35 protein-coding genes are annotated in these 18,858 nt (G+C 65.8%); 1 reads left to right on the top strand and 34 read right to left on the bottom strand.

Annotated elements, in window-relative coordinates; all coding sequences use genetic code 11:
* Positions 1-9 precede the first annotated feature (9 nt).
* The 13 genes from LCL87_RS25085 to LCL87_RS25025 all read right to left on the bottom strand — a co-directional run bounded on the left by LCL87_RS25085 (position 10) and on the right by LCL87_RS25025 (position 10,501).
* Positions 10-459, bottom strand: a complete 450-nt coding sequence (locus LCL87_RS25085; RefSeq protein WP_225024170.1) for a phage tail terminator protein — start codon at positions 457-459, stop codon at positions 10-12.
* Entirely contained in the window at positions 456-782 is a 327-nt protein-coding gene (locus LCL87_RS25080; protein WP_225024169.1) for a minor capsid protein, read from the bottom strand. Before LCL87_RS25080 ends, LCL87_RS25085 begins: the two co-directional genes overlap by 4 nt.
* Positions 783-790: 8 nt before the next feature.
* A complete protein-coding gene (locus LCL87_RS25075) occupies positions 791-1,120 on the bottom strand; it encodes a hypothetical protein (RefSeq protein WP_225024168.1) in 330 nt (109 codons plus the stop codon).
* Positions 1,117-1,527 (bottom strand): hypothetical protein, encoded by a 411-nt coding sequence (locus LCL87_RS25070; RefSeq protein WP_225024167.1) that lies wholly within the window; start codon positions 1,525-1,527, stop codon positions 1,117-1,119. Before LCL87_RS25070 ends, LCL87_RS25075 begins: the two co-directional genes overlap by 4 nt.
* Before the next feature lie 198 nt (positions 1,528-1,725).
* Complete coding sequence (locus LCL87_RS25065; RefSeq protein ID WP_225024166.1) at positions 1,726-1,899, bottom strand: hypothetical protein; 174 nt, start codon at positions 1,897-1,899, stop codon at positions 1,726-1,728.
* Positions 1,899-2,897: a major capsid protein gene (locus tag LCL87_RS25060; protein ID WP_225024165.1), complete on the bottom strand. Its 999-nt coding sequence runs from the start codon at positions 2,895-2,897 to the stop codon at positions 1,899-1,901. The genes LCL87_RS25065 and LCL87_RS25060 overlap by 1 nt, the downstream gene beginning before the upstream one ends.
* 9 nt (positions 2,898-2,906) lie before the next feature.
* A complete protein-coding gene (locus LCL87_RS25055; protein WP_225024186.1) occupies positions 2,907-3,455 on the bottom strand; it encodes a hypothetical protein in 549 nt (182 codons plus the stop codon).
* A 365-nt stretch (positions 3,456-3,820) separates the two neighbouring features.
* Positions 3,821-4,102: a hypothetical protein gene (locus LCL87_RS25050; protein WP_225024164.1), complete on the bottom strand. Its 282-nt coding sequence runs from the start codon at positions 4,100-4,102 to the stop codon at positions 3,821-3,823.
* 1 nt (position 4,103) lies between these two features.
* Positions 4,104-5,924, bottom strand: coding sequence for a phage minor capsid protein (locus tag LCL87_RS25045; RefSeq protein ID WP_225024163.1), 1,821 nt, complete (start codon positions 5,922-5,924; stop codon positions 4,104-4,106).
* 3 nt (positions 5,925-5,927) lie between these two features.
* Positions 5,928-7,529 carry a hypothetical protein gene (locus tag LCL87_RS25040; RefSeq protein ID WP_225024162.1) on the bottom strand — a complete coding sequence of 534 codons (1,602 nt, stop codon included), beginning with the start codon at positions 7,527-7,529 and terminating at the stop codon, positions 5,928-5,930.
* Complete coding sequence (locus LCL87_RS25035; RefSeq protein ID WP_225024161.1) at positions 7,526-8,806, bottom strand: terminase large subunit domain-containing protein; 1,281 nt, start codon at positions 8,804-8,806, stop codon at positions 7,526-7,528. Before LCL87_RS25035 ends, LCL87_RS25040 begins: the two co-directional genes overlap by 4 nt.
* Positions 8,803-9,306 (bottom strand): hypothetical protein, encoded by a 504-nt coding sequence (locus LCL87_RS25030; RefSeq protein WP_225024160.1) that lies wholly within the window; start codon positions 9,304-9,306, stop codon positions 8,803-8,805. The genes LCL87_RS25035 and LCL87_RS25030 overlap by 4 nt, the downstream gene beginning before the upstream one ends.
* Before the next feature lie 136 nt (positions 9,307-9,442).
* Positions 9,443-10,501, bottom strand: coding sequence for a pentapeptide repeat-containing protein (locus LCL87_RS25025; RefSeq protein WP_225024159.1), 1,059 nt, complete (start codon positions 10,499-10,501; stop codon positions 9,443-9,445).
* Between the two features lie 311 nt (positions 10,502-10,812).
* Between LCL87_RS25025 and LCL87_RS25020 the strand changes: the two genes are divergently transcribed.
* Positions 10,813-11,457 carry an ATP-binding cassette domain-containing protein gene (locus LCL87_RS25020; RefSeq protein ID WP_225024158.1) on the top strand — a complete coding sequence of 215 codons (645 nt, stop codon included), beginning with the start codon at positions 10,813-10,815 and terminating at the stop codon, positions 11,455-11,457.
* A gap of 100 nt (positions 11,458-11,557) precedes the next feature.
* Here LCL87_RS25020 and LCL87_RS25015 read toward each other — a convergent pair whose 3' ends face one another.
* The 21 genes from LCL87_RS25015 to LCL87_RS24915 form a co-directional block, all read right to left on the bottom strand.
* Complete coding sequence (locus tag LCL87_RS25015) at positions 11,558-11,809, bottom strand: hypothetical protein (protein ID WP_225024157.1); 252 nt, start codon at positions 11,807-11,809, stop codon at positions 11,558-11,560.
* A 70-nt stretch (positions 11,810-11,879) separates the two neighbouring features.
* A complete protein-coding gene (locus LCL87_RS25010; RefSeq protein ID WP_225024156.1) occupies positions 11,880-12,554 on the bottom strand; it encodes a hypothetical protein in 675 nt (224 codons plus the stop codon).
* A complete protein-coding gene (locus LCL87_RS25005; RefSeq protein WP_225024155.1) occupies positions 12,551-12,763 on the bottom strand; it encodes a hypothetical protein in 213 nt (70 codons plus the stop codon). The genes LCL87_RS25010 and LCL87_RS25005 overlap by 4 nt, the downstream gene beginning before the upstream one ends.
* A gap of 43 nt (positions 12,764-12,806) precedes the next feature.
* Positions 12,807-12,998, bottom strand: a complete 192-nt coding sequence (locus LCL87_RS25000) for a DUF433 domain-containing protein (RefSeq protein ID WP_225024154.1) — start codon at positions 12,996-12,998, stop codon at positions 12,807-12,809.
* Positions 12,991-13,326, bottom strand: a complete 336-nt coding sequence (locus LCL87_RS24995) for a hypothetical protein (RefSeq protein WP_225024153.1) — start codon at positions 13,324-13,326, stop codon at positions 12,991-12,993. Before LCL87_RS24995 ends, LCL87_RS25000 begins: the two co-directional genes overlap by 8 nt.
* Positions 13,323-13,505 (bottom strand): hypothetical protein, encoded by a 183-nt coding sequence (locus LCL87_RS24990; protein WP_225024152.1) that lies wholly within the window; start codon positions 13,503-13,505, stop codon positions 13,323-13,325. Before LCL87_RS24990 ends, LCL87_RS24995 begins: the two co-directional genes overlap by 4 nt.
* Positions 13,502-14,209, bottom strand: a complete 708-nt coding sequence (locus LCL87_RS24985; protein WP_225024151.1) for a hypothetical protein — start codon at positions 14,207-14,209, stop codon at positions 13,502-13,504. The genes LCL87_RS24990 and LCL87_RS24985 overlap by 4 nt, the downstream gene beginning before the upstream one ends.
* The gene (locus LCL87_RS24980; RefSeq protein ID WP_225024150.1) at positions 14,206-14,556 is read right to left on the bottom strand and encodes a hypothetical protein; all 351 of its coding nucleotides are present in this window, start codon (positions 14,554-14,556) and stop codon (positions 14,206-14,208) included. The genes LCL87_RS24985 and LCL87_RS24980 overlap by 4 nt, the downstream gene beginning before the upstream one ends.
* Before the next feature lie 40 nt (positions 14,557-14,596).
* Entirely contained in the window at positions 14,597-15,169 is a 573-nt protein-coding gene (locus LCL87_RS24975; protein ID WP_225024149.1) for a WhiB family transcriptional regulator, read from the bottom strand.
* A complete protein-coding gene (locus LCL87_RS24970; protein WP_225024148.1) occupies positions 15,166-15,339 on the bottom strand; it encodes a hypothetical protein in 174 nt (57 codons plus the stop codon). Before LCL87_RS24970 ends, LCL87_RS24975 begins: the two co-directional genes overlap by 4 nt.
* Positions 15,339-15,701: a hypothetical protein gene (locus LCL87_RS24965; RefSeq protein WP_225024147.1), complete on the bottom strand. Its 363-nt coding sequence runs from the start codon at positions 15,699-15,701 to the stop codon at positions 15,339-15,341. Before LCL87_RS24965 ends, LCL87_RS24970 begins: the two co-directional genes overlap by 1 nt.
* A complete protein-coding gene (locus LCL87_RS24960) occupies positions 15,698-15,895 on the bottom strand; it encodes a hypothetical protein (protein ID WP_225024146.1) in 198 nt (65 codons plus the stop codon). Before LCL87_RS24960 ends, LCL87_RS24965 begins: the two co-directional genes overlap by 4 nt.
* Entirely contained in the window at positions 15,892-16,044 is a 153-nt protein-coding gene (locus LCL87_RS24955) for a hypothetical protein (RefSeq protein WP_225024145.1), read from the bottom strand. Before LCL87_RS24955 ends, LCL87_RS24960 begins: the two co-directional genes overlap by 4 nt.
* The gene (locus LCL87_RS24950) at positions 16,041-16,223 is read right to left on the bottom strand and encodes a hypothetical protein (protein ID WP_225024144.1); all 183 of its coding nucleotides are present in this window, start codon (positions 16,221-16,223) and stop codon (positions 16,041-16,043) included. Before LCL87_RS24950 ends, LCL87_RS24955 begins: the two co-directional genes overlap by 4 nt.
* Positions 16,220-16,444: a hypothetical protein gene (locus tag LCL87_RS24945; RefSeq protein WP_225024143.1), complete on the bottom strand. Its 225-nt coding sequence runs from the start codon at positions 16,442-16,444 to the stop codon at positions 16,220-16,222. The genes LCL87_RS24950 and LCL87_RS24945 overlap by 4 nt, the downstream gene beginning before the upstream one ends.
* Entirely contained in the window at positions 16,441-16,722 is a 282-nt protein-coding gene (locus tag LCL87_RS24940) for a hypothetical protein (protein WP_225024142.1), read from the bottom strand. Before LCL87_RS24940 ends, LCL87_RS24945 begins: the two co-directional genes overlap by 4 nt.
* A 200-nt stretch (positions 16,723-16,922) precedes the next feature.
* A complete protein-coding gene (locus LCL87_RS24935) occupies positions 16,923-17,669 on the bottom strand; it encodes a hypothetical protein (RefSeq protein WP_225024141.1) in 747 nt (248 codons plus the stop codon).
* A gap of 32 nt (positions 17,670-17,701) precedes the next feature.
* Positions 17,702-17,902 carry a hypothetical protein gene (locus LCL87_RS24930; protein WP_225024140.1) on the bottom strand — a complete coding sequence of 67 codons (201 nt, stop codon included), beginning with the start codon at positions 17,900-17,902 and terminating at the stop codon, positions 17,702-17,704.
* Positions 17,899-18,159 (bottom strand): MerR family transcriptional regulator, encoded by a 261-nt coding sequence (locus tag LCL87_RS24925; protein ID WP_225024139.1) that lies wholly within the window; start codon positions 18,157-18,159, stop codon positions 17,899-17,901. The genes LCL87_RS24930 and LCL87_RS24925 overlap by 4 nt, the downstream gene beginning before the upstream one ends.
* The gene (locus LCL87_RS24920) at positions 18,156-18,455 is read right to left on the bottom strand and encodes a hypothetical protein (protein WP_225024138.1); all 300 of its coding nucleotides are present in this window, start codon (positions 18,453-18,455) and stop codon (positions 18,156-18,158) included. Before LCL87_RS24920 ends, LCL87_RS24925 begins: the two co-directional genes overlap by 4 nt.
* A partial coding sequence (locus tag LCL87_RS24915; protein ID WP_510850861.1) for a 3'-5' exonuclease family protein occupies positions 18,452-18,858 on the bottom strand: 407 nt, incomplete at its 5' end. The genes LCL87_RS24920 and LCL87_RS24915, both read right to left, overlap by 4 nt.

Raw genomic sequence — 18,858 nt, 5'->3', positions numbered from 1 at the left:
TTCGTCCTCCTAGGACGGGTTGGTCATGATGGTGTAGGAGTCGGGGCGGGACCAGCGGCCGTTCGCGTCCGGCTCGGCGGGGGCGCGGAGATGCCGATGGCAGGACAGGACGCGGATGGCGCCCCACTGACTGTTGGAGCGTTCATTCGTGCGGTCGTCGAGGGCGTCGAAGATCCAGTTCGCCATGCGCTCTGTGTCCCGGCGCGTGCCCAAGGCGGATCGGAACCGCAACTGCACGAAGTAGATCGGTGTGTGCGGGTCCCGCTCGCGGTCGTCGTTGTAGACGTTGATCAGGACCGCGCCGTTCGGCTTGTCGGGCATGGTGCCGAAGAACACGGCCGGGACTGTCAGGTTCGTCGGGTAGGCGCCAGCGGGTCGGTAGTCGGCGAGGCCCATGTCGTGGAGGCGTTGCGCGAGAGCGGCCTCGAGTTCGTCGCTCGTGGGCGGACGGGTGGTCATGCGATGGACCTCCGTATCGCCTCGCCGATGACGTTGGCTACCGTCGCCTGCGTGGCGTTGACGGCGTTCTCCAGGTACTTCGCCTGGCCGTCCTGGTGATGCCAGCCGACCTCTTCGTGCTGCCGGGCCGCATACGGGGTGTCGAAGTAGACGACCGCTTCCATACCGTCAGAGGCGGTGCCGGCGGAGTTGCGGAGGGCGCCAGTTTCCTTGGGGCAGCGTTCGATCGCTTCCTGCTTCACGACCTCGGCGGCGTCATGGAGGCCACTCTTGGCGGCGCCGCGGACAGTTGCCGCGATGCCGTAGTTGAACTCGACGGGCACGACACCTCCTACGTCAGGTCGATCGAGTAGAAGTTCGGGGTCAGTCCGGCGCCGTCGTGATGCAGCTGCTCGGCGAGGACTTCGGCGCGGCGACTCCCCCACTCGGGCGGGAGGGTGACCATCGAGCCGACGGGGATGATCCGAGTGTTGGCCGGGCCCGATGCGCGAGCCTCGGAGATGACCTCCGTACCGTCGGCCGAGAGGGCCTTTTTGCGCTTGGCGGTGATCCTCATGCGCATCATTTCTGCAGCCTCAAACACAGGCCCGTCCGTACCGTCTCCCGCGTGGCGCTCCACCATGACCGGCCAGCGCCACCAGTGCGCGAGCAGGTCGGTCATGACTGCACCGCCGACGACGCCAGGCCCGCACTACGGAGGATCCGATATGCCGATGCGCACAGTTGTGTCAGCGACTTCGCCCGATCACCCGCGGTCAGATAGGTGTCGAACGACACCTGCGCGCCGTCGATGCCCGACAGCGTCATTCGCGGCTCTTGACCGCCGGGCCCCTTGAGTGGGTCGTCGCCAGTGGCAGCCCATGTGGCGGCCTGCGCGCACGTGGCGTCCTGTAGGGCTTCCCGCTTGTCGTCGTCTTCCGGCAGCCCGTTCGGGAGCGTGTCGAACACATCGCACCGACACGCGTCGCGGACGAGAATTGACGCCTCCCGCAACAGGACTCCGGCGTTCAGTGGGCCAGGTGTGCCCAGCCAGGACGACAGTTGATCCTCGGTAGCGAAGACGAGCACGGTACCTCCTCGGAGGGGTTGGTGGTTGGTGCGCAGGTCGGTCGTGAGGGCGCGAAAGGTACTCGGCATCGAAACGCCCAGCCCGCCTTAACGTGGGTATCTATGTCCTGCGCCGAGCCACGTAGGGACGCACCAACCACCAAGTCGTGGTCCCGCCAGCCCCGCGCCCGGAAGGGGGCGCGGGGGGCGGGCGTGCGGTCAGTCCTCGGCAGCCTTGGCGCGAGGTGCGCGCTTGGTCTCCGTCACCTCGTAGCCGTGGCGACGGAAATACGCGAGCGCGTTGTCGTCGTCAGTCTCACCCTTGCTGGCGACGAACGTCACGCCAGCGACTTCGCCCGTGTAGTCCGCCACCGGGGCGGTCACGATTGCCATCACTGGACCTTGATGTTGCGGAAGACGCTGGCCGCCTTGGTGGCCTTGAGTGCGCAGCCGACCGGGCCGAGTTCGACCTCGCCCTTCTTCACCGCGCCGGCGGTGGAGAAGTCGGGCAGCCACGTCTGCACGAGCTGGCCGCCGACGGTGGAGACGCCATGGAAGCCGTCGAGACCGACGCGGTAGGCGTACAGGTCCGTCAGGCCGGTCTGCGCGGTGCCGACGGTGCGACCCTCGATCGGGATGACCGGGCTGGACGAGCCAGCCTTGTCGCCGGCGTCGACGAACAGGATTCCGCCGTAGGACTCGCGCTCGATGGGACGGCCGTTCGCGCCGATCAGCCCGTCGATCGCGTCCTTGGTGTACATGCCGGAGCGGCGGGCGAGGGCGCGAACGCGGGCCAGCGCCTTAGTGTTGCCGACCACGACAGTCGGGGTGCCATCGAGCATCGACAGCCACTCGTCGAGGACGTCGAGAGCCTTGAAGGCGGCGCGCTGGTCGGTGTCGAAGTCCGTCCAGTTCGTCACCGTGCTGGCGTTGAACTCGGTCGCCGATCCGGTGAGCGCCTTGTCGAGGCCGTCGAACCCGTTGGCGTCGACGGCAACGTCGCCGTTGATGAGCTCGTCGTTGAACTTCGCGTTGGCGGCCTTGACCTTCTGCGTGACGTTCAGGGCGACGTTGCTCGACGCCGCGGGCCCGAGCTTGGCGAGCACGCGGTCGACCTCGAAGCTGCCGCCCATGACGGCGAGCGTGATGCTCTTCTTCTCGGTCGTGACGTTCTGTGCCGTGTACTCGGTGTTGTAGGCGCGGGTCGCGGCGGTTGCCTGGGTGACCTGGCGCCGGTAGCCGTAGTCGAGGGTGCCGCCGCCGGTGGGCGAGACAGCGTCGTCGAAGACGAGCGAGTCGAGGACGGCGTTGGTCTTGCGGAACTCGTCGATGACCGCGGGGTCGTAGTCTTCCTGAGCGTTGAGCTTGGACTCGGCGAGGGTGATAGCCATGAATGGCTCCTAGGCGTAATGGGCGCCGATGGCGCCAGTGAGTGTGGTGGGCTTGGGCTTCGGCTTCTCGCCGTCGACCGGGTTTCCGGAGCGGCCGGCGGGGGCCTTCTGTGCTGCGATGCGCTTGGCGAACGGTGCGACCTTGTCGGCGGGGAGACCGGCGAGGAGTTCGAGATCCTTCTTGTCGGTGATCCCGTGTTCGAGGGCGGCTTCGAGGACTGCGGCCTTCGCTTCGGCGGCGGCTGCGCGCTCCTCCGTGGCCTTGACTGCGGCGGCCTGCTTCTCGGCGTCGGTCATCTGCGCCTGCTTGAGCTTCTCGAGCTCGACGGCCGCTGCCCGGTTGGCCTTGGCGTCGCGCTCATGCTTGCGCGCCATGGCCTTCCAGTCGGTCTCGTCATCCTTCGGGTCGTCCGCGGGCGGATCGGCCGGGGGATCTACCGGGTCGACCGGATCGACGGGCGGATCTACCGGGTCAGCGGGCGGATCGGTGGGGTCACCGACGCCGACACCTACGCCAGCTCCGACGAGGAATTGAAGGTTGTCGATCAGGTTCACCATTGCGCTCTCCTTCTGATGCCATGCGGCATTGCCCCCGTGCCGTGCGGCTTGGGGCTGGATGGGTTTTGCGGGGTCCGCCATGCGGCGGGAAGTCTTGTGCGCGCCAGGAAGGCGTTGCCGTAGATTGCGCGGCATGGGGACAACTCGCGAGCTGCGACCGACCAGCGTGCCATGCATCCAGTGTGGGAGCCCGCTCTGGCGGTACTACCTGACGATCTCCGGTTTCAACTTCACGAAGCCACCGAAACCAATGGAGTTCGAGTGCCGATCGTCGTCAAACTGCATTGGGCAGGTAGCCCCAAACGATCTCCTGTAGCAGGCATGAGAAAGGCCCCGGAACATTGCACTCTCGGGGCCTTCTCAGGTCAGCGTGCGGGGATCTGCTCCAACTGGGCGCGTACCCAATCCTCGAACTCTGGCTCGTAGTCGCCAGTGAGGAACTCGTCCCGGACTAGATCGCGGGCGTCATCGGGGATCGGCACATGTAGCTTCGCCGCATGGTCGAGCATGTCGCGAGAGGCGTCCTCGAATTCCCCGCCGGCAAGGGAGGTCCAGACGGATCCCATCACGCCGGCAGGCAGGGAGTCGCGAAGTGCATCGCGCAATGCCAGTGCGCATTTCTCCTCGCGAACTGCTGGGCTATCCACTTCACACCTCCCTGTATCTGGATCGGAAATCATCCCAGTCTATCGGCACATGGTGAACATGCCGACCTGATTCATCGGCCGTTTCGGTCCATCGGTAGATGTCACGCCCACCGATGGGGAATGCCGCCGAGAACACCTTCGAGCCATCCGGCTTCGGGAACCACTGGACTGCAAAGAGGTTGCCGTCGATGAGCTTCGCGACAGCCCGCCGGTCGTTGCCGCCGCCCTCTGGGCCGATCGGCATGAAGTAGTCCGGGTCGTCGAGCACGCGAACGATGGTGTCTAGGACGTCCTGGTCGCTCATGTCGCGGGGGAACCACGTCTTCCCGTGGGCCATGATCCCGCTCTTGTGCCCAGCCTGCTTCCGCTTCCGTTTCGACTTCTGTGTCTGGAGCCCATACAGCGCGTGTGCCGCGACGTTCTGAAAGGACACGGCGTCGTCACCGTAGAGGCGGACCGCGTTCGGCTGGTTGGCCTGGGTGTATCTCGGGAAGTGGAGTCCCTTGGCCATGTCGCGAATCTCATCGTCGGACAGCCCTGTAATGGACGGATCGACCCAGCTTTCGGGATCATCCCCGTCGCCCCCATTGTTTCCGCCTCCGCCGCCTGTGCGTGTCGGTGGCGGGCCCGCCGGTCCCCGAGGTGGTGTACCAGTGCGAGGCGGCACTGGTCGATACTCACCGGTGATGCCCTCTCGCTTCGGCCGGCGTTTCAGGTCGTGTTCGTCGATGTGCGCTTTCAGTGCTACCTGCTGCGCTTTGAGGCGATGCTGGAGTTCACGTTTCGCCTGCGGGGTGGCCGCCACAGCGAGTTGGCGTTTGGTGTCGCGGATGGCGCGTTCCATCGCCCGCTGCTGCTGTGTCGCCTCGTACCCCTCAGGGTTCGGCTCGGTCTTGAACGTGCGCGAGGCTCCGGGCACGAACGCCGAGACGGCGTGCCCACAGTTCGGGTGCTGGAATCCTGCGGCGCGAGCCTGCTCGAGCGTCGCCCTGATCCGCACCTTCACGCCGTGTCCACCGACCGCTGACGGGCGGATCACGGTGCCGGTCTCGCCGGACATGCTGAGCACCTGGCCCTCGAACGGCTGACACTGCGGCGCCGGATTGCGGTGTGAGGACACGACGATCAAGTCCTGGCCGCGTTCCACCATCCGGTCCGTATGCGAGTCGATGAGCGTCTGGTTGATGATCGTCCGGGACTTCATCTCGAGGTACGACGTCATCGACCAGTTGCGCTGGCGGCTATCGCGGAAACCGGTGATGCCGCGCTTCGTCAGCTGATCTAGCGACATCTGTACCGCTTCCAGCCGTTCGCCCGGCGCCATCTGATTGCCGAACAACTCGCCCGCCGACTGCTTCGCCCGGGCCGCGCTCGCGCTGCGCATCCGCACCTGCGTGATCACCTGCCCATACAGGCCGACAGCATTGCCGGGGATCTGCTGCGTGAACTGCGCGAGCGTCAGCCACGCCTGCTGCGCAGCCTGACGCGTTCGCGGCGCCGGCAGGTACAGCTCCGGTGGCTTCGGCATTGCAGTCGGTACGTCGGCGAGGTCGGCGTCCGCGGCGGCACGGCCACGGGCAGCGGCCTCGACGATCGCATCGGTCACCATCGACGGCATCTGCGCCTGCAGTTGCGCGGCAATGGATTCGGCTAAGTGCCGGAACCGCAGCATCTCCTGCGGCTGCATCGCCTCCCACTCCGGCGTATCAATGCCGGAGATGATCGCCTGCGTCATCGCCGCGAGCAGCGCGAGTTCAGCGTCGGAGTAGAGGGCGATCAGCTTATTGGGGATGCCCGCGGCTTCGGAGGGGTCCAGCGCCATCGGCTACTCCCCTCCGTCGACCGCCTCATCGCTCGCGGTGGTTCCGTCGTCGGGCAGTGGCGGCTGATCCCCACCGAACCCGCCGGAGAAGTCCGGGACGGTGATCGTGTTGGCCTTGTCGATGAGGTCGGCTTCCTCCTGGACCTTCTTGTCGTCCCAGTCCGAGTGGAGGTAGCCCACCTTCGTCCTGGTCGACGCGGCCTTCGCGGCCTCCCACGCCTGGACCGTTCGCGCCTTCGCCTCATCGGGCTCGCGGGCGAACTGCGGCCACTCCAACTCCAACTCCTCCGTCGGCGCCGGATGCCCGAACAGGTGGGCATCGACGCGCAGCGTGGTCGTGGAGAGCGGCGCCAGTGCGGAGCCCCAGTGGCGGGACTTCGCGCCGGTCGTCTTGACGGTGAGATCCTTCTTGCCGATCGCCTCCGTCGCGGTCTGCACCACCTCATCCGACAGGCCGAGCGAGACGGGACTGTAGCCGGTCTTCCGCAGCACCTCACGGAGAAGCAGTTGCCCGCCCTGGTCGTGCTCGAGGACGCGGATCTGGGGCTGGAAGAACTCGAAGATCGACTTCATGTCACCGTCGCCGGTGAAGCCACCAGAGCCGACGCGGGAGTAGATCTCCTGCTCCTCCGAGAACGCGAGACCCTGCCCCATACCGAGATTCGTCAGCACCGACTCCGATGCGTGGACCTTGCCGGCGCCGAGCCGGAAGTCCCGCACGAGCGAGGAGTAGATGCGGTCCAGCTCGTGATAGGTCGGGATTAGGTCGGTGGAGATGTCGGCGCGGCCGAGGTTCTTCAGCTTCGGGTCGTGCCGCCATTCCGGATTCGGGGTCACGTTCGGCACGTACGCCGCGGTGAGGTCCTTCACGCCCGTCTCGACCCAGGATCCGCGTCCCTCATCCGCTCCATCGACGGTGATGCCGGCGGTGGCTGGATGGTCAGTGAGGGCCATCATCTTGCCGAGGTTCGATGCGGTGCCCTGATAGACGGCGTGGACGATGTGGCCGGGCTCGTGGCGCTCGAGGTGCCGCCACACTTCCCGGTCGTCGCCGCCGGCCAGCTCGGACCAGAACGTGACCGCGACCAGCCTGCCCCAACGAAACTCGGGGATGGCGCGGTCGGCGTCCACGAAGTCGATCCAGGCGTGGTCGGCGATCTCGGTGTCCCACACGACGCGCTGGAAGTTGCCCGACAGTGCCGAGCAGGACTCGGCCGCTTCGAGGAGGCTCGAGTGGAACCGCGGGATGTTGAAGATGCGGTCGATGTGCGCCTGGACGTCCTTGTCCTTGCCCGCGTCGAGGAACTTGACGGCCTCGTTGAACAGTTCGGTCGCGGACAGCTTCGCGATGACACCGGCGATCGGCGCGTGGTAGCGCTTCGGGGCCTGGCCGGCGGGCGTCGGGGTGCGACCCCAGAACGCGTCGACCGCGGCCTTGGTGCGGGCCTTGATGCCGGATGGGCTGGTGCGGCCTTGCTCGCTGCCGTAGAAGGCGCTGAGCTTGGTGGGGTCGCCTTCCCACCAGACGTGGGATTCCTGGACTCGGGCGGTGACGGCGGCGAGTTCGGGCGGCGGCCAGGCCGTGTTCGCTTCGGGCAGGCTCACGCGGCCACCTCGATTCGTTCGTCGGGGAGCCGCTTGGCGGCGTCGATAGTCGGGAGGAATGGCTGCCACATCGGGCGGGAGGTGGCGACGGCGTAACGCAGTGCGTCGACGGCGTGGTCGTTGAACTTCACGGGCGCGTCCTCCCCCTTCTGCGCGGCCTTGGTGTCCCACACGTAGCCGGGAATCTCCCCGAGCAGTTCGGTGCACGACGAATGGATGAGCAGTTGGTCGGTCGACAGGAGCGCGCTAACGAGGCCGATGCCGGCGGACACCTTGTTGGAGCCGTTGGCGTAGTTCGTCCAGCCGTCGCGGTTGAGTTGCAGCTTGAGTGGCGCCGCGGACGGGTCGACGAACAGGTAGTCAGGGGCGTCGGTCTCGCAGAACGTGCGCAGGCTGCGCTCGAGCTCCGCGGTCGTGCCCTGCGCCGGCGCCCACTCAGCCATGGCGTACAGCCGGTTGTCGTCGCCGAGGCCGAGTTTGATGCCGCGGGTCGGGTTCGTGGTGCCGTAGTCGATGCCGACGGCGAGCACGCGCTGCATCGTCGGGAGCTTGTCGACCACATGCCGGGCTGGGTCGAAGCACTCGTAGATGACACCGTCGGCCATCGTCCACAGGCCCTTGATGAACCGGTCGTGCCACAGCCCGGTGTACTGCCGGGACAGGTTCTCGATGTAGCCGTCGGGCAGGAAGCGCCGATTGTCTTCCAGCTCGAAGTGGAAGATCCGGTGCCCCATCTCGCCGGCCCGGTCGATGTAGTTCACCTTCAACGGGTGCTTCGGTCCGTCCGGGTTGGTCGTCGCGCCCAGCCATGCGCCCTCGACGGAGTGTCGGGAGACGAGCATGTTGACGAAGTCCTCAGCCATGAGGCTGATCTCGTCGCAGTACGACCGTTTGATCGTCATGCCTCGAATGACGGCCTCGGAGCGGACATCGGAGGCGCCGATGACGTGGACCTCTTGCCCGAAGATGTCGGCGGTGGGTGCGCCGCGGTTGTAACGGACATGCTCAGCCCACGGCCCGTAGATCTTCGGGTCCTGCAGCGGTGCGATGAGGTTGCGGTACACGGTGTCTCGGGTGCGGCCGATCACGACGCTCTCGCCGGTGAGGTCTGCGCCGTCGGCCATCTTCATCAGGAACTTCACCAGCGATCCGACGGTTTTGCCGGAGCGGACGGCGCCGTGCCACAGGTTCATCTGGGACTTGGAGGCGTCGGCGTTGGCGAGGGCGATGGAGCGGGCCTGTTTGCGGCTGATCGACAGGTCGTCGAGGATGCTCACTCGGCCTCCTGCGCCTCTTCCAGTTCGACGGCCTGCTGTAGGGCTTCCTGCATCTGCATGAGCATCGACTTGGCGTGGTCCGCGCTACTGCCGGCGCCGAGACGGGTGAGGTTCTCGTGGGTGGCGACGAGCTTCTGGACGGCGTTGGAGAAGTCGGAGACGGCCTTGGCGTCGGGCAGGTCGAGGGTGATGCGCTCGGGTCCGGCTGGAGTGGAGGCAACGACTTCGTACTGGTCCCAGATGCGTTCGCGGAGCGCGAGGGCGTCGGCGAGTGCAGCCTCAGCGAGGAGTGCCCGCCCGGCCGCGATGCGTTCTCGCGTCTTGTCGTTCATCGCGGCGACGTTCGGGGAGATGGTCCAGACGATGCCGAGCTTCTTCGCCCATCGGGACACGATCGGCTGCGGCACTTCGAGTTCCCGGGCGATGTCGGCTTGTGAGCGTCCGAGGGCGTGGCCTTCGCGGATGGCGGCTTCGCGTTCGGGGGTGAGTTCCTCTGCCACGGCTCACCTCCGTCCGGGTGGGTCCGCCCGTGCGGGTGGTTAGCGCTTGAACAGGGTGAAGCCTCTGTGCTTGACTTCCGGCTTGTCCAGGTTGTCGGCTTGACCGGGTTTGAGGTGGAGGTGGTAGGGCAAGACTCTAAAGGATTCCATCATTCGGCTCGACGATTGTTGTGGTGTCAAGATCCGCCCAATTCGCGCTATCGAGCTGCGCCGGCGTTACGCCCGTCTTGGTGAGGTCAACGCCCCACAGGTTGCACTGATCCAAGTTGGCTTCAAACAGGTTAGCGTGAGATAGGTTGGACCTGATGACATGCGCCGCAGTCAAGTCAACCCTGATGAGCTCTGCGTCCTCAAGATTCGCCTCCACGATGTAGGCGGCTCGCATCTGCGCAGCGCTGAAACTGGCACGACAGCCTCGAACCCCGTGCATGGAAGCGCCGCACAGGTTGGCTGCGATCAGGGTGGCGTCGAACAGATTCGCGTTGCTCAACAGTGCGCCAGAGAGATCCGCAGACAGCAGATTCGCGTTCGAGAGATCAGCCTTCGTGAGATTCGCTTTCGAGAAATCGAGACCTTCCAGGTTCTCGCCGCGCAAATCCGCACCCGCCAGATCAAGCGTTGCTACACCTTGCTCCCGCCATCGGTTGAGTCGCAGACGTAGGACCGACACGACCGTGGAGCGGACCGCGCCCTCTTGTCGCTCAGCCTGCTCCGATCGCGCTTCGGCGGCGTCCTGGTGTCGGTTCGCACGCAAGTATGAGCAGAGAAGATTGACACACACTTGCTGCTCAGAATCACCCAATTCGCGCTGGCTCGTTCTTGCTCCGAATCGATGCCAGTCGTCGGCGAGAGCAGCTACTGCATAGACACCTGCTTCGCGGATCGCCGGGTTCTCGTCTGCAAGCTGCTTCGCCGACTCTGTATACCGAACCCTAAGTCCCGCTTCGCGATCCCGCTCTGATGACTCCGCATGATGTCTCGCATCTTGAAGGCGAGTGCGATGACCGTTGGCAAAGGCCAGCGCGCCGGCAGCTATCGCACCGATTCCAGCGAACGCGGTCGCGACTGGCTGAGCTGCAATATCCCAGAACTCAGAGGAACCTGGAATCGCGAAGGCACGACCGGCAAGGTACCCGCCCATAGCGGTAGCTGCGATACCCACACCGCCGACCACCTGGCCCCTCTTGATTTGCATGCAAGGGATTCAACTATGCCTGGACGATTGCACCTCACTGAGCACGGACGGCGTGTCGCGGCCAGAGGCCGAAGACGCGGCGCTGTGAACCCTCATCGACGGAAGTAGGTGCGCCCCGCCGACAGGGGGAGATAGTCGACGGGGCGCCGTATCCCCGGGCGCTGGCAAGCTGCTCGCGGGGTGCGGCACTGTCCCGGAGGGAGGCGGGCTGTAAAGCGCCCGACGCGTGTGCCGCAAACCATTGTTGTGCTGGTTAACTGACTCCTGGGGTGAGGGGTTTCGCCCCAGGTCCATCTGTGCAGGAGGGGAACATGTCTTGGTGGGGCGACCTGACTCAAGCTCAGGCCACACTTATTGCGGGTTCGGGAGTCCTACTTGCGGCCGTGATCACCTATGTAGGTGGCCGCGAATCGCGGAAGGACACCCGAACTCAGTTCACACAGACGCTGACCGAGCAGCGGCGACAGTTCGAAACGCAGCTGGGTGAGCAGCGTATCCAGGCGCAGACCCAGTTTGATGCCCAACAGCGTGCACGACTAGAAGAAGCGTCCATAGAGGCCCGCTGGAAGAACCGCGAGGAAATGAAAGACGCGATGGTCTCCGCACTTGGAGGCTGGATCAAGGTGTCCCAGGACGCGAGCGAGTTTCGGGCCAAGGTGAAATTTGATGATGATGTAGTGGGCACTCTCCGTCAGAGCTACACCGAGGCTCAGATGCGACACCATGCTGTCAGCCTTGTGGCAGGCGACAAGATTCAACTCAGTTTTGAACACTTGCGATTGGCTGGAAGCGATCTCTTCTCATCCGCCCTAACAGTCGTCATCGCACTGAAACAATCTGAGCCAACCTCATTCGAGGACTTCGATGGGGAGTGGATCAGGCTTCGCGAGGCGTGCGATGCGACAGAAGACGTATGTAAAGCGGAGCTAGCCAGTCTATTGGCCGTCGACAACTGACATGCCCCGTGAACACCAAAGGCGCGAGGTTGTGGATACAACTCTCGCGCCTGCGGCGTCAGCTTAGCACATGGGGTTGGCTTAGAGGCCGCCCTCCGGGCTAATACGTGCTGATGCGGACAATGTGGCGGAGGGCGATCCAATGGGTGACCTCGCCTTGGATTCCCCGGAGGGTGACGGCGGCATCTTCCATGTCGTCGCCGTCATAGAAGTTGACGACGGTGCCGACGATCCCATCGGCAGCGGTGGTGATCGTGACGGGTTCGCCCACACGTTGTGCGTGGTAGAGGATGCCGCGGAGGCTTGCCACTTTTAGTTCACCAAGTGGGCGATGGGGGGCGGTGTCAGTCACCTATACGTCTCCTGTTCAGTGGGGTGCGATATTGATCTTCCCCGTTGGCCTGGCGTGACGCCCACACCACCTATGCCGTCTTCCGCCCTCTCGTCGGGTACTGCACGTGCGCCGCCAGAACATCCCCCGCGAGGTAGATGGCTGGTTCGTCAGACTGCTCGTCGACGTCGACGGGGCTGATGAGCTTCGCATCGTGGAGGGTACGGACGCGGCGGCGGGTCAATCCCGCCCAATCGCCGCCCATCTCCCGCGCCAGGACTTCGAGGCCGCGGGCGTTCAGCCTTGTCGCCCCCGCCTCCTCGACGCTGCCACCCCATGTGCGCCGCTTCGGAACCCGCGCCGCCCGTCGCGCCGCGGTCACGGCCTGCCCGATCATGCCCGGCGCTTCCTCGGCACCGGGTGTGAGGGCGAGGGCGATGACGTTGTCGGCCAGCCACTTCGCCCAGCCCGCCGGGGACCAGGCGCCGGCGTAGTCGATGCCGCGGTGCTCACAGGTGTGACGGACCCACGTGGCGAGTTCGTTGCCGAGTGCGTCAGCGGCTTCCTGTGCGCTGTCGTCGTACGGGAGGGGTTGTTCGTCGCTGCCGTTGGTGACCTTGGGGTCGTAGCTGATGCGGGTGCGGTGGCCTTCTGCCGTGATGCAGGCGGCGAGGGCGGCGAGGATGTCGGGCACCTCGTCGCGGAGGAGTGCTGCGAGGGCGTCCTGCTCGTGGAGTGGGATGTACCAGCCTTGGTCGTCGGTCATGCGTTCCCCCTGACTTCGGCGATGATGAACTCGGTGTCCCGGTAGCGGACTGGATGCTTCTTCGCCATCTCGAGCCACCCATCGCGGTTGATCTCGGCGTGCGTCCGTTCCGTGCACAGCGGACTCACGTCGATGTAGCCGAATCCGCCGTCCCCCCGTGCCAGCTTGGAGACAACGATGTAACCGATGATCGGGGCGGTGTTGGTCATGGCTGCTCCTTCGGGGTGGCGGTACCGCAATGCTTGCAGACGCTCACGGCTGGTCACCGCCCCCCGCTCGAAGTGCCGCAACAGCTTCGATGGGAACCGTTGGGTAGAACCCGACGATCTCCTCGTCCGTGCAATCCACCATCAGGTTGACGACCTGGTCGACGGGAACACGGGTGCCGCGGATGCACGGGATGCCGCCCAACTTCCCGGGGTGCGATTCGATCCAGTCACTCACCGCGCTCACCGCCCTCCGCCACACGAGCAGCAGCCACGGGTTGCCACTCGGTGACGAAGCGGCGAACCACGATGGCCGTCTCGTCGCCGCGGTAGTAGTCATCGACGCGCTGCTGAGCCTTCTCTTGCGAGGAGAGATGCCCCTCGTGCTCGCCGGTGTCGATCCACTCGTCTTGGCCGTCCACGCCGACGATGGCCCACTCGACGTTCTCCTGCTCCACGATCGTCTTGCCGGCGTTGGTGAGTGCAGCCGCCACATGCGCGGCGACGTAGGCCTTGGTTCCATGCTCGCCGAGGACGTCGGCGATGATCTGTTCCGCAGTGCTCATTCCCTCTTCCCCTTCGCTTCCACGCCGCACGACCGGCACACCATCCACGGCCACGACGTCGCCGCCACCTTCATCTGCACACCCGCCAGCGAGTGAGAGCCGATCGGCTTCGGCTCCAAACGCCACTCGATCTCCAGGGCTGCTGCGCCACATGCCGGACATGTCTGCGCGGTCGTCATGCCTTGTCTCCGTCCACACGCACAAACGGGGCGTAGTGGTTGGTCATGCGCTCCTCGGACGTCTTCGATGCCCGCGGGTGCCCGCATTCGTTCTCGGTGTAGCGGATGCCCTTCTGGTTCCACCACCACCAGTTGCCGATGACATCGCCGTGCTCGTCGCGGCTCCGGTACTTCACGCCTTCCGGCACGTCCTGCCATGTCGGCCAGGGCTTCTCCGGTGTGCCATCCGGCCCGCTGTCCGGGACAGACACAGCAGGCGGGGTGAACAGTGCGTCCAGGCTCGCGTACGGCGGGCAATCGATATCGCCATCGAAGCCGACGTACTGCGCCATCAGCCACCGCAAATTCGCCACCTGCTCCTCCGTGAGCACCGTCCCGCCTTCGGGGAGTAGACGCCCATCAGCCGCCAGCCGATCGAGCCCGGCACGAGCGCAGGCCACCTTGATCTCGCGGCTCTCAGCCGACAGGCTTTCCCATGCCCGCCCGCGAGGGTTCGCCGACCACATCACCTTCGCCAGGCGCTCCGCCTCCTCGTTCGCAAGCCGTTCCGCTTCCTCGTCGCGGGCAGACTCGGCCTCCAAACGGGCGGCCTGCGCGGCGTAGTGGTCCGCTTCGCCCACGAATCCGTTGGCACGGGCGATCCTCTCCCCGGCTCGCCACTCCTCCGCGGTGAACGTCGATGCAGGCGTGATCGTGTCGGTCATCGGGTCTCCTGGGTGTCGCGGCGGTAGATGACGGTCAGAGGGTCGCCACACGCAGCGTGGACCACCTCGTCCAGCTCGTTGACGGGAAGGGTGCCGGGCCACCCGATGACGCGCCGCTTGTCGCGCGCCACCATGACCATGCCGATCGCGCCGTCCGGTTCGCGGATAACCGACCCAGGGGGTAGTGCCGCCAGTTCCTCAGTGGTGGCGACCTCGGGATGCAGGGCAGCGAGTATGGCGTCGAGGATGTACTCGGCGGCTTCGCGGACGGTGGAAAAGTCGTCGTCCGTGTCCGTGATCGCGGTCGCGGTCACGTCGATCAGCCGCTCACGGGTGATGGTGCTCATCGCTGGGTCTCCTTGTCGGGGTTGGTGATGCCGCGGGCGGTCATGCCGCAGCCCGTAGGCGATTGACATGCCGCGGCGACAAACGCAGCGCCACGGCGATCTGCTCGACGGACAGGCCGGCTCGGGTCAGCTGGCCCACCTGAGCCCGCCGCTCGTCGCTTTCGGAGAGGTTCTCGGTGCGGCAGGTCTTGCAGACCCGGTACGGCTTCCGGTTCTTGCGTGGATTCCAGTACGTCGTCTCGTCGGTCCACGGGTGCCCGTTCTTGCAGTGGGTGTCGGTGGCCTTGGATCTGATCGGCGTGGTGCGGTCGATGCCACCCCAGACGCCCTGCCGCTGGTTGGTTTCCGTGGCCCAGGTGCTGCAGGTGTCGCGCACTGGGCAGCCGTTGCAGATCTGTGCGGCCTTGGTTTGGGCGGCGTAGTCCCGGCTGTCGGGGAAGAACAGTTCGGGGTCCTCACCGACGCAGGCGGCGCCGTCGAGGCGGGGTGTGCCCTGGAGGATGGTGGCGAGGAGTTTGATGGGTTCGCCGAGTGCCTCGGGCCAGTCGTTGACGGCCCCGTAGGCGCGGTCGGCACGGATGATCCGCTCACGGTTCCTGGCCTGTTGGATCATCGGGTTGCCTTCCTGGTGCCGTCGGGGTTGTAGATGTCGGTGTAGTCGCGGTCGTAGGGGCCGCCGGCGTCGTGGTCGCAGACGCGGCAGCCGGGGCACAGCAGCTCGTGCCGGGTGTCGACGACGTTCGGATCGAAGGTCGAGAAGCCGTAGAGGTCGAAGGCGGTCATCACGCCACCCCCTCGAGCACGTCGCCGTACCCGGCATCGCGCAACAGGCGGGCGATCGCAGCGAGCGGCATGACTGCGAGCCACTCCCCCGGATCGCCTAGGCCGCGGCGCTTGACGACGAGCATGGCGTGATCCGCCTTGGCCTCCTGGCGCTGCTCGTCGAGCTGCCGCAGCCACTCGGGCCACGCGTACTGGGCGCGGTCCTTCACCTGCACAGTGAGTCCGGGTGCAGGGTGGAGGTCGCCGGCGTCGCGGGTGTAGCCGGCGCGGGTGCGTTCGCAGTGCGGGAAGCCGTTGGCGCGGAGGTAGTCGCGGACGGCGCGCTCAGCGCGGTCACCCTTGGCCTTGTTCGGGTTGCTCACAGGTCATCCCCTGTCTCGTCCGCGAACTCGTGGGCGCCCGTCGCGATGTACATCACGGGCTGACCGCTCCACGAACTCGATGCGGTGATGGCGCGAGCGACCTTCGCGACTGCTGCAGCGCCGGCGCCTGTCAGGTCGGCCTGGATGGTGATGCTGTCGTCGCAGGCTTTGACGGTGATCGTGTAGATGCTCACTGCGCGCACTCCCGGTCTCGTCGCAGTTCGATGTGATAGTCGGGGTCACAGGTCGGGCAGAAGCACGACCGCGGATGCTCGTCGTCGATGTCGCGGTGGTCGCGGCCGAGGCGGTCGAGCTGCACCTGCAGGTGGCGTTCGAAGCTCATGCGGCCCTCCTGATTTCGAGGTCGTGGAGCGGCATTTCGACGCACATCACGTCGTCGAGGTCGCCGTCGAGGGCGAGGCGCACGGTCGCGTAACGGATGCGGTCTTCGATGCGGTAGCGGAGGACGTCGACGACGGTGTCCTGGACGGGGTTGTCGTTGGTGACCAGTTCGGCGTTCATGCGGCACCGCCAAAGCCCGGTCCGCGGAACTTGCCGCAGTTGCACGAGCAGCCGGGTTGGGCGGCCTCCCGCTTGCAGAGGCTTGATCCACCCTGTAGGTCACGGAGGCTCACACCGTCCCGCTTATGCCAGCCGAGGGCCCACATCACGAGGTCGGACCAGCAGAACCGCTGCAGTTTGTTCAGGTGGTGGGCGATCTTCCAGCGCAGCTTCTCACTCATGCCGTCACCCACGCCCACAGCAGGTGCAGCCCGAGGACCGCGGTCGCCGTCAGTGCGCCGAGCCACCAGCACACCCACACCGTCACCTCGTCGACGGGCAGCTCGTCGTCCGTCAGATCGTTGTCAGTGGTCGCGGCCGGCGCGTCCTCCTCGTCGAGGATGACCTCGCACTCCACACACTTCTCGTACGGGCCGTAACTGGGGTCGTAGAACAGGATCGTGTCCGGGTGGGAGCAGTCGAGGGCGATGACTTCGCCACGCTCGATAAGCGTTCGCATGGGGATTCCTTCCGATTGAGACCCGTTGCACCGGGTTACATCGATGGTATTCGGTTGCGTGCATTCACGCAACAGTTTGAGCCAACGAAATCCCGTACGCACACGGAGCGCGGAATTAGTGGCGGCCACACCCATCCCCCACACCCGCGCTTTGCCGCCCAGCTTCGACGCTGCCGCACGAAATACGTTCCCCCGCAGTCTCATGCGATACGCGCCTTCCCGATCGCCGCACGGCACTCCGCGATGCCTCGCTGGGTTCGCTCGGGCGTCTCGGGGTCGTGGTCGCACAGGATCGTGCCGAGATAGCCCTCGTCGTCGCACATCCCGCAGTCGGCGATCGCGAGCGACCTGGCGAGTGCGGACTGGTGCGCCGCCTCGGAGATCGCGAGCTTCCGAGCCCGCTCCTGATCGGCATCCCATGCCTGCCGCGCTCGTCTCGCGTCGCCGCATGGCCGGCATGCCGCAGTCGTCGGATTGTCGAGATGCTGCGGGCAGCGTGGCTCGGGCGGGGTTGCGGCGGTTGGGGGTTCGATCGCGGGCGCGTTGCTCACGCGAGATTCCCTCTCTACGTAACCACTAGATTCTTCTCTTCTCTTCTCTTCTCTTCTATGGGGGTGGACATCCGCGGACGTGTCCGCGGACAGATCAGCCTTCTCGGCGCGCTTTCGACGCTTCCGATCGCGGTCCTTGGCTCGCTGTTCCACCAGCTTGTCGCCACTTTCCTGCCAGTGCGACCAGCTCACGAACTCGAATCCGCCTTCGTCCAAAGCGTGTAGAACCTTGCGACGAACTAGCTCCGAAACCGCGTCCTTTCCGCGTGGAATTCCGACCAAAATGTGCACGTTTTCGGGGAGGAACCCGCGCGTCTCTGCGTTGCCGGCGTAGGCGAGGAGCCTGGTGAACATGCGCTCGACGGAGGCGTTGCAGCCCGCGAGCTTGGGGTCCATGTAGTAGGTCGAGGACAGCCAGACCTTCTCCATTACGCCGCCTCTTCTCGTTTCTGGATGGTGGTGCAGTCGTTGCAGATCCACCCCCAGCCGCGCCCGAAAACGGGGTCGATGACGCGGATGGGGGCGGGTGCCGGCTGGCTGTGGATGAAGGCTGCGTGCCAGCCGAGGGAGCATCGCTCGTTGATGCGCTTGCCGTCCGGGCCGTAGAGGTCGACGACCGCGAGTGTCATGCGATCTTCTGGCCGATGCGTCGCCGGGATGTTCGCGTGAGGCCAGCAGGATCAGCCACCCGCGGGGTCGCGGCAACCGCGGTCAGCTCGAGCGCCTGGCGGATGTCGCCCTCGGTGAGCATCCACTTGCGGCCGATCTTGTGGCCGGGAAGGTGGCGGCCGCGAAGCTGGCGGAGGTACCAGGCCTCCGTCTGCCCGAGGCGGGTGGCGCCGTCGGCGACAGTGAAGACCCGCGGCGTGCTGTCGGTGTCGGTCATGCGTTGGGCCCCCTCGTCCAGAGTCCGTTGCGGTTGCCGTGCCGACTGCCGCGGGTTGCGACGACGTATCGGCCGGTGTGCTTGATGCGCCCTGCCCGTCGGGCGGCGTTGAAGAACGCTCCGATGGCGTTGTCGTGGTGTGGTTCAACACCCTTGGGGATGAACTGGTGGAGGGTGTCAGCGGAGAACGGCACTCCGAGTGCGATGCACTGGTCGAGTGCGGCCTCCGCGTGATCGAGCCAGGTGCGGTGGATGGCTACCTCTGCAGCGAGGCAGTCGTCGGAAGTGAGGGTCATGCCACCACCTGCTCGTCCAGGGTTGCCTGTACGGGCTCCGCTACTGGCATCCGGCCACGCATCGGCCAGTCGCCATTGACGTCGCTCGCATCCTTGCCTTCACGGCGCAGGTAGGCGGCGAAGTCGGCCTGACGGTCGGCGTGCCACTTCGCCTGCTCGGCCATGATGTCGAGCCCGGAGAGTCGAGTGAACTTGCGCGCCAGTTTCCATGCCAGCCGCGCCGCCGCGAGGGCGTCGCCACTAGCCGAGTGGGCGTCGTCGAGGCGGACGCCGTACGCGTTGCAGGTCGCCTCGAGCGTGCGCTTGCCTTTGCGGTACGGGTCCATCGCCCGGTCGATCACGAACGGGTCGATCACGAGGCCAACCTCAAGTGGCGGGTAGCCGAGTCGGACACCCTCGCGGT

Source organism: Prescottella equi, assembly GCF_020171745.1.
Classification (GTDB): Bacteria; Actinomycetota; Actinomycetes; order Mycobacteriales; family Mycobacteriaceae; genus Prescottella; species Prescottella equi_A.
This window is presented reverse-complemented; position numbering and strand designations above follow the sequence as displayed.

Excerpts from the sequence above, each read along its gene's own strand:
- LCL87_RS25085 (WP_225024170.1), bottom strand. The coding sequence starts at position 459 with ATGACCACCCGTCCGCCCACGAGCGACGAACTCGAGGCCGCTCTCGCG.
- LCL87_RS25075 (WP_225024168.1), bottom strand. The coding sequence starts at position 1,120 with ATGACCGACCTGCTCGCGCACTGGTGGCGCTGGCCGGTCATGGTGGAG.
- LCL87_RS25065 (WP_225024166.1), bottom strand. The coding sequence starts at position 1,899 with ATGGCAATCGTGACCGCCCCGGTGGCGGACTACACGGGCGAAGTCGCT.
- LCL87_RS25060 (WP_225024165.1), bottom strand. The coding sequence starts at position 2,897 with ATGGCTATCACCCTCGCCGAGTCCAAGCTCAACGCTCAGGAAGACTAC.
- LCL87_RS25055 (WP_225024186.1), bottom strand. The coding sequence starts at position 3,455 with ATGGTGAACCTGATCGACAACCTTCAATTCCTCGTCGGAGCTGGCGTA.
- LCL87_RS25045 (WP_225024163.1), bottom strand. The coding sequence starts at position 5,924 with ATGGCGCTGGACCCCTCCGAAGCCGCGGGCATCCCCAATAAGCTGATC.
- LCL87_RS25025 (WP_225024159.1), bottom strand. The coding sequence starts at position 10,501 with ATGCAAATCAAGAGGGGCCAGGTGGTCGGCGGTGTGGGTATCGCAGCT.
- LCL87_RS25020 (WP_225024158.1), top strand. The coding sequence starts at position 10,813 with ATGTCTTGGTGGGGCGACCTGACTCAAGCTCAGGCCACACTTATTGCG.
- LCL87_RS25010 (WP_225024156.1), bottom strand. The coding sequence starts at position 12,554 with ATGACCGACGACCAAGGCTGGTACATCCCACTCCACGAGCAGGACGCC.
- LCL87_RS25005 (WP_225024155.1), bottom strand. The coding sequence starts at position 12,763 with ATGACCAACACCGCCCCGATCATCGGTTACATCGTTGTCTCCAAGCTG.
- LCL87_RS24995 (WP_225024153.1), bottom strand. The coding sequence starts at position 13,326 with ATGAGCACTGCGGAACAGATCATCGCCGACGTCCTCGGCGAGCATGGA.
- LCL87_RS24990 (WP_225024152.1), bottom strand. The coding sequence starts at position 13,505 with ATGACGACCGCGCAGACATGTCCGGCATGTGGCGCAGCAGCCCTGGAG.
- LCL87_RS24985 (WP_225024151.1), bottom strand. The coding sequence starts at position 14,209 with ATGACCGACACGATCACGCCTGCATCGACGTTCACCGCGGAGGAGTGG.
- LCL87_RS24980 (WP_225024150.1), bottom strand. The coding sequence starts at position 14,556 with ATGAGCACCATCACCCGTGAGCGGCTGATCGACGTGACCGCGACCGCG.
- LCL87_RS24975 (WP_225024149.1), bottom strand. The coding sequence starts at position 15,169 with ATGATCCAACAGGCCAGGAACCGTGAGCGGATCATCCGTGCCGACCGC.
- LCL87_RS24970 (WP_225024148.1), bottom strand. The coding sequence starts at position 15,339 with ATGACCGCCTTCGACCTCTACGGCTTCTCGACCTTCGATCCGAACGTC.
- LCL87_RS24955 (WP_225024145.1), bottom strand. The coding sequence starts at position 16,044 with ATGAGCTTCGAACGCCACCTGCAGGTGCAGCTCGACCGCCTCGGCCGC.
- LCL87_RS24950 (WP_225024144.1), bottom strand. The coding sequence starts at position 16,223 with ATGAACGCCGAACTGGTCACCAACGACAACCCCGTCCAGGACACCGTC.
- LCL87_RS24945 (WP_225024143.1), bottom strand. The coding sequence starts at position 16,444 with ATGAGTGAGAAGCTGCGCTGGAAGATCGCCCACCACCTGAACAAACTG.
- LCL87_RS24940 (WP_225024142.1), bottom strand. The coding sequence starts at position 16,722 with ATGCGAACGCTTATCGAGCGTGGCGAAGTCATCGCCCTCGACTGCTCC.
- LCL87_RS24935 (WP_225024141.1), bottom strand. The coding sequence starts at position 17,669 with ATGGACCCCAAGCTCGCGGGCTGCAACGCCTCCGTCGAGCGCATGTTC.
- LCL87_RS24930 (WP_225024140.1), bottom strand. The coding sequence starts at position 17,902 with ATGACACTCGCGGTCGTCGACCTCTACGGCCCGGACGGCAAGCGCATC.
- LCL87_RS24925 (WP_225024139.1), bottom strand. The coding sequence starts at position 18,159 with ATGACCGACACCGACAGCACGCCGCGGGTCTTCACTGTCGCCGACGGC.
- LCL87_RS24920 (WP_225024138.1), bottom strand. The coding sequence starts at position 18,455 with ATGACCCTCACTTCCGACGACTGCCTCGCTGCAGAGGTAGCCATCCAC.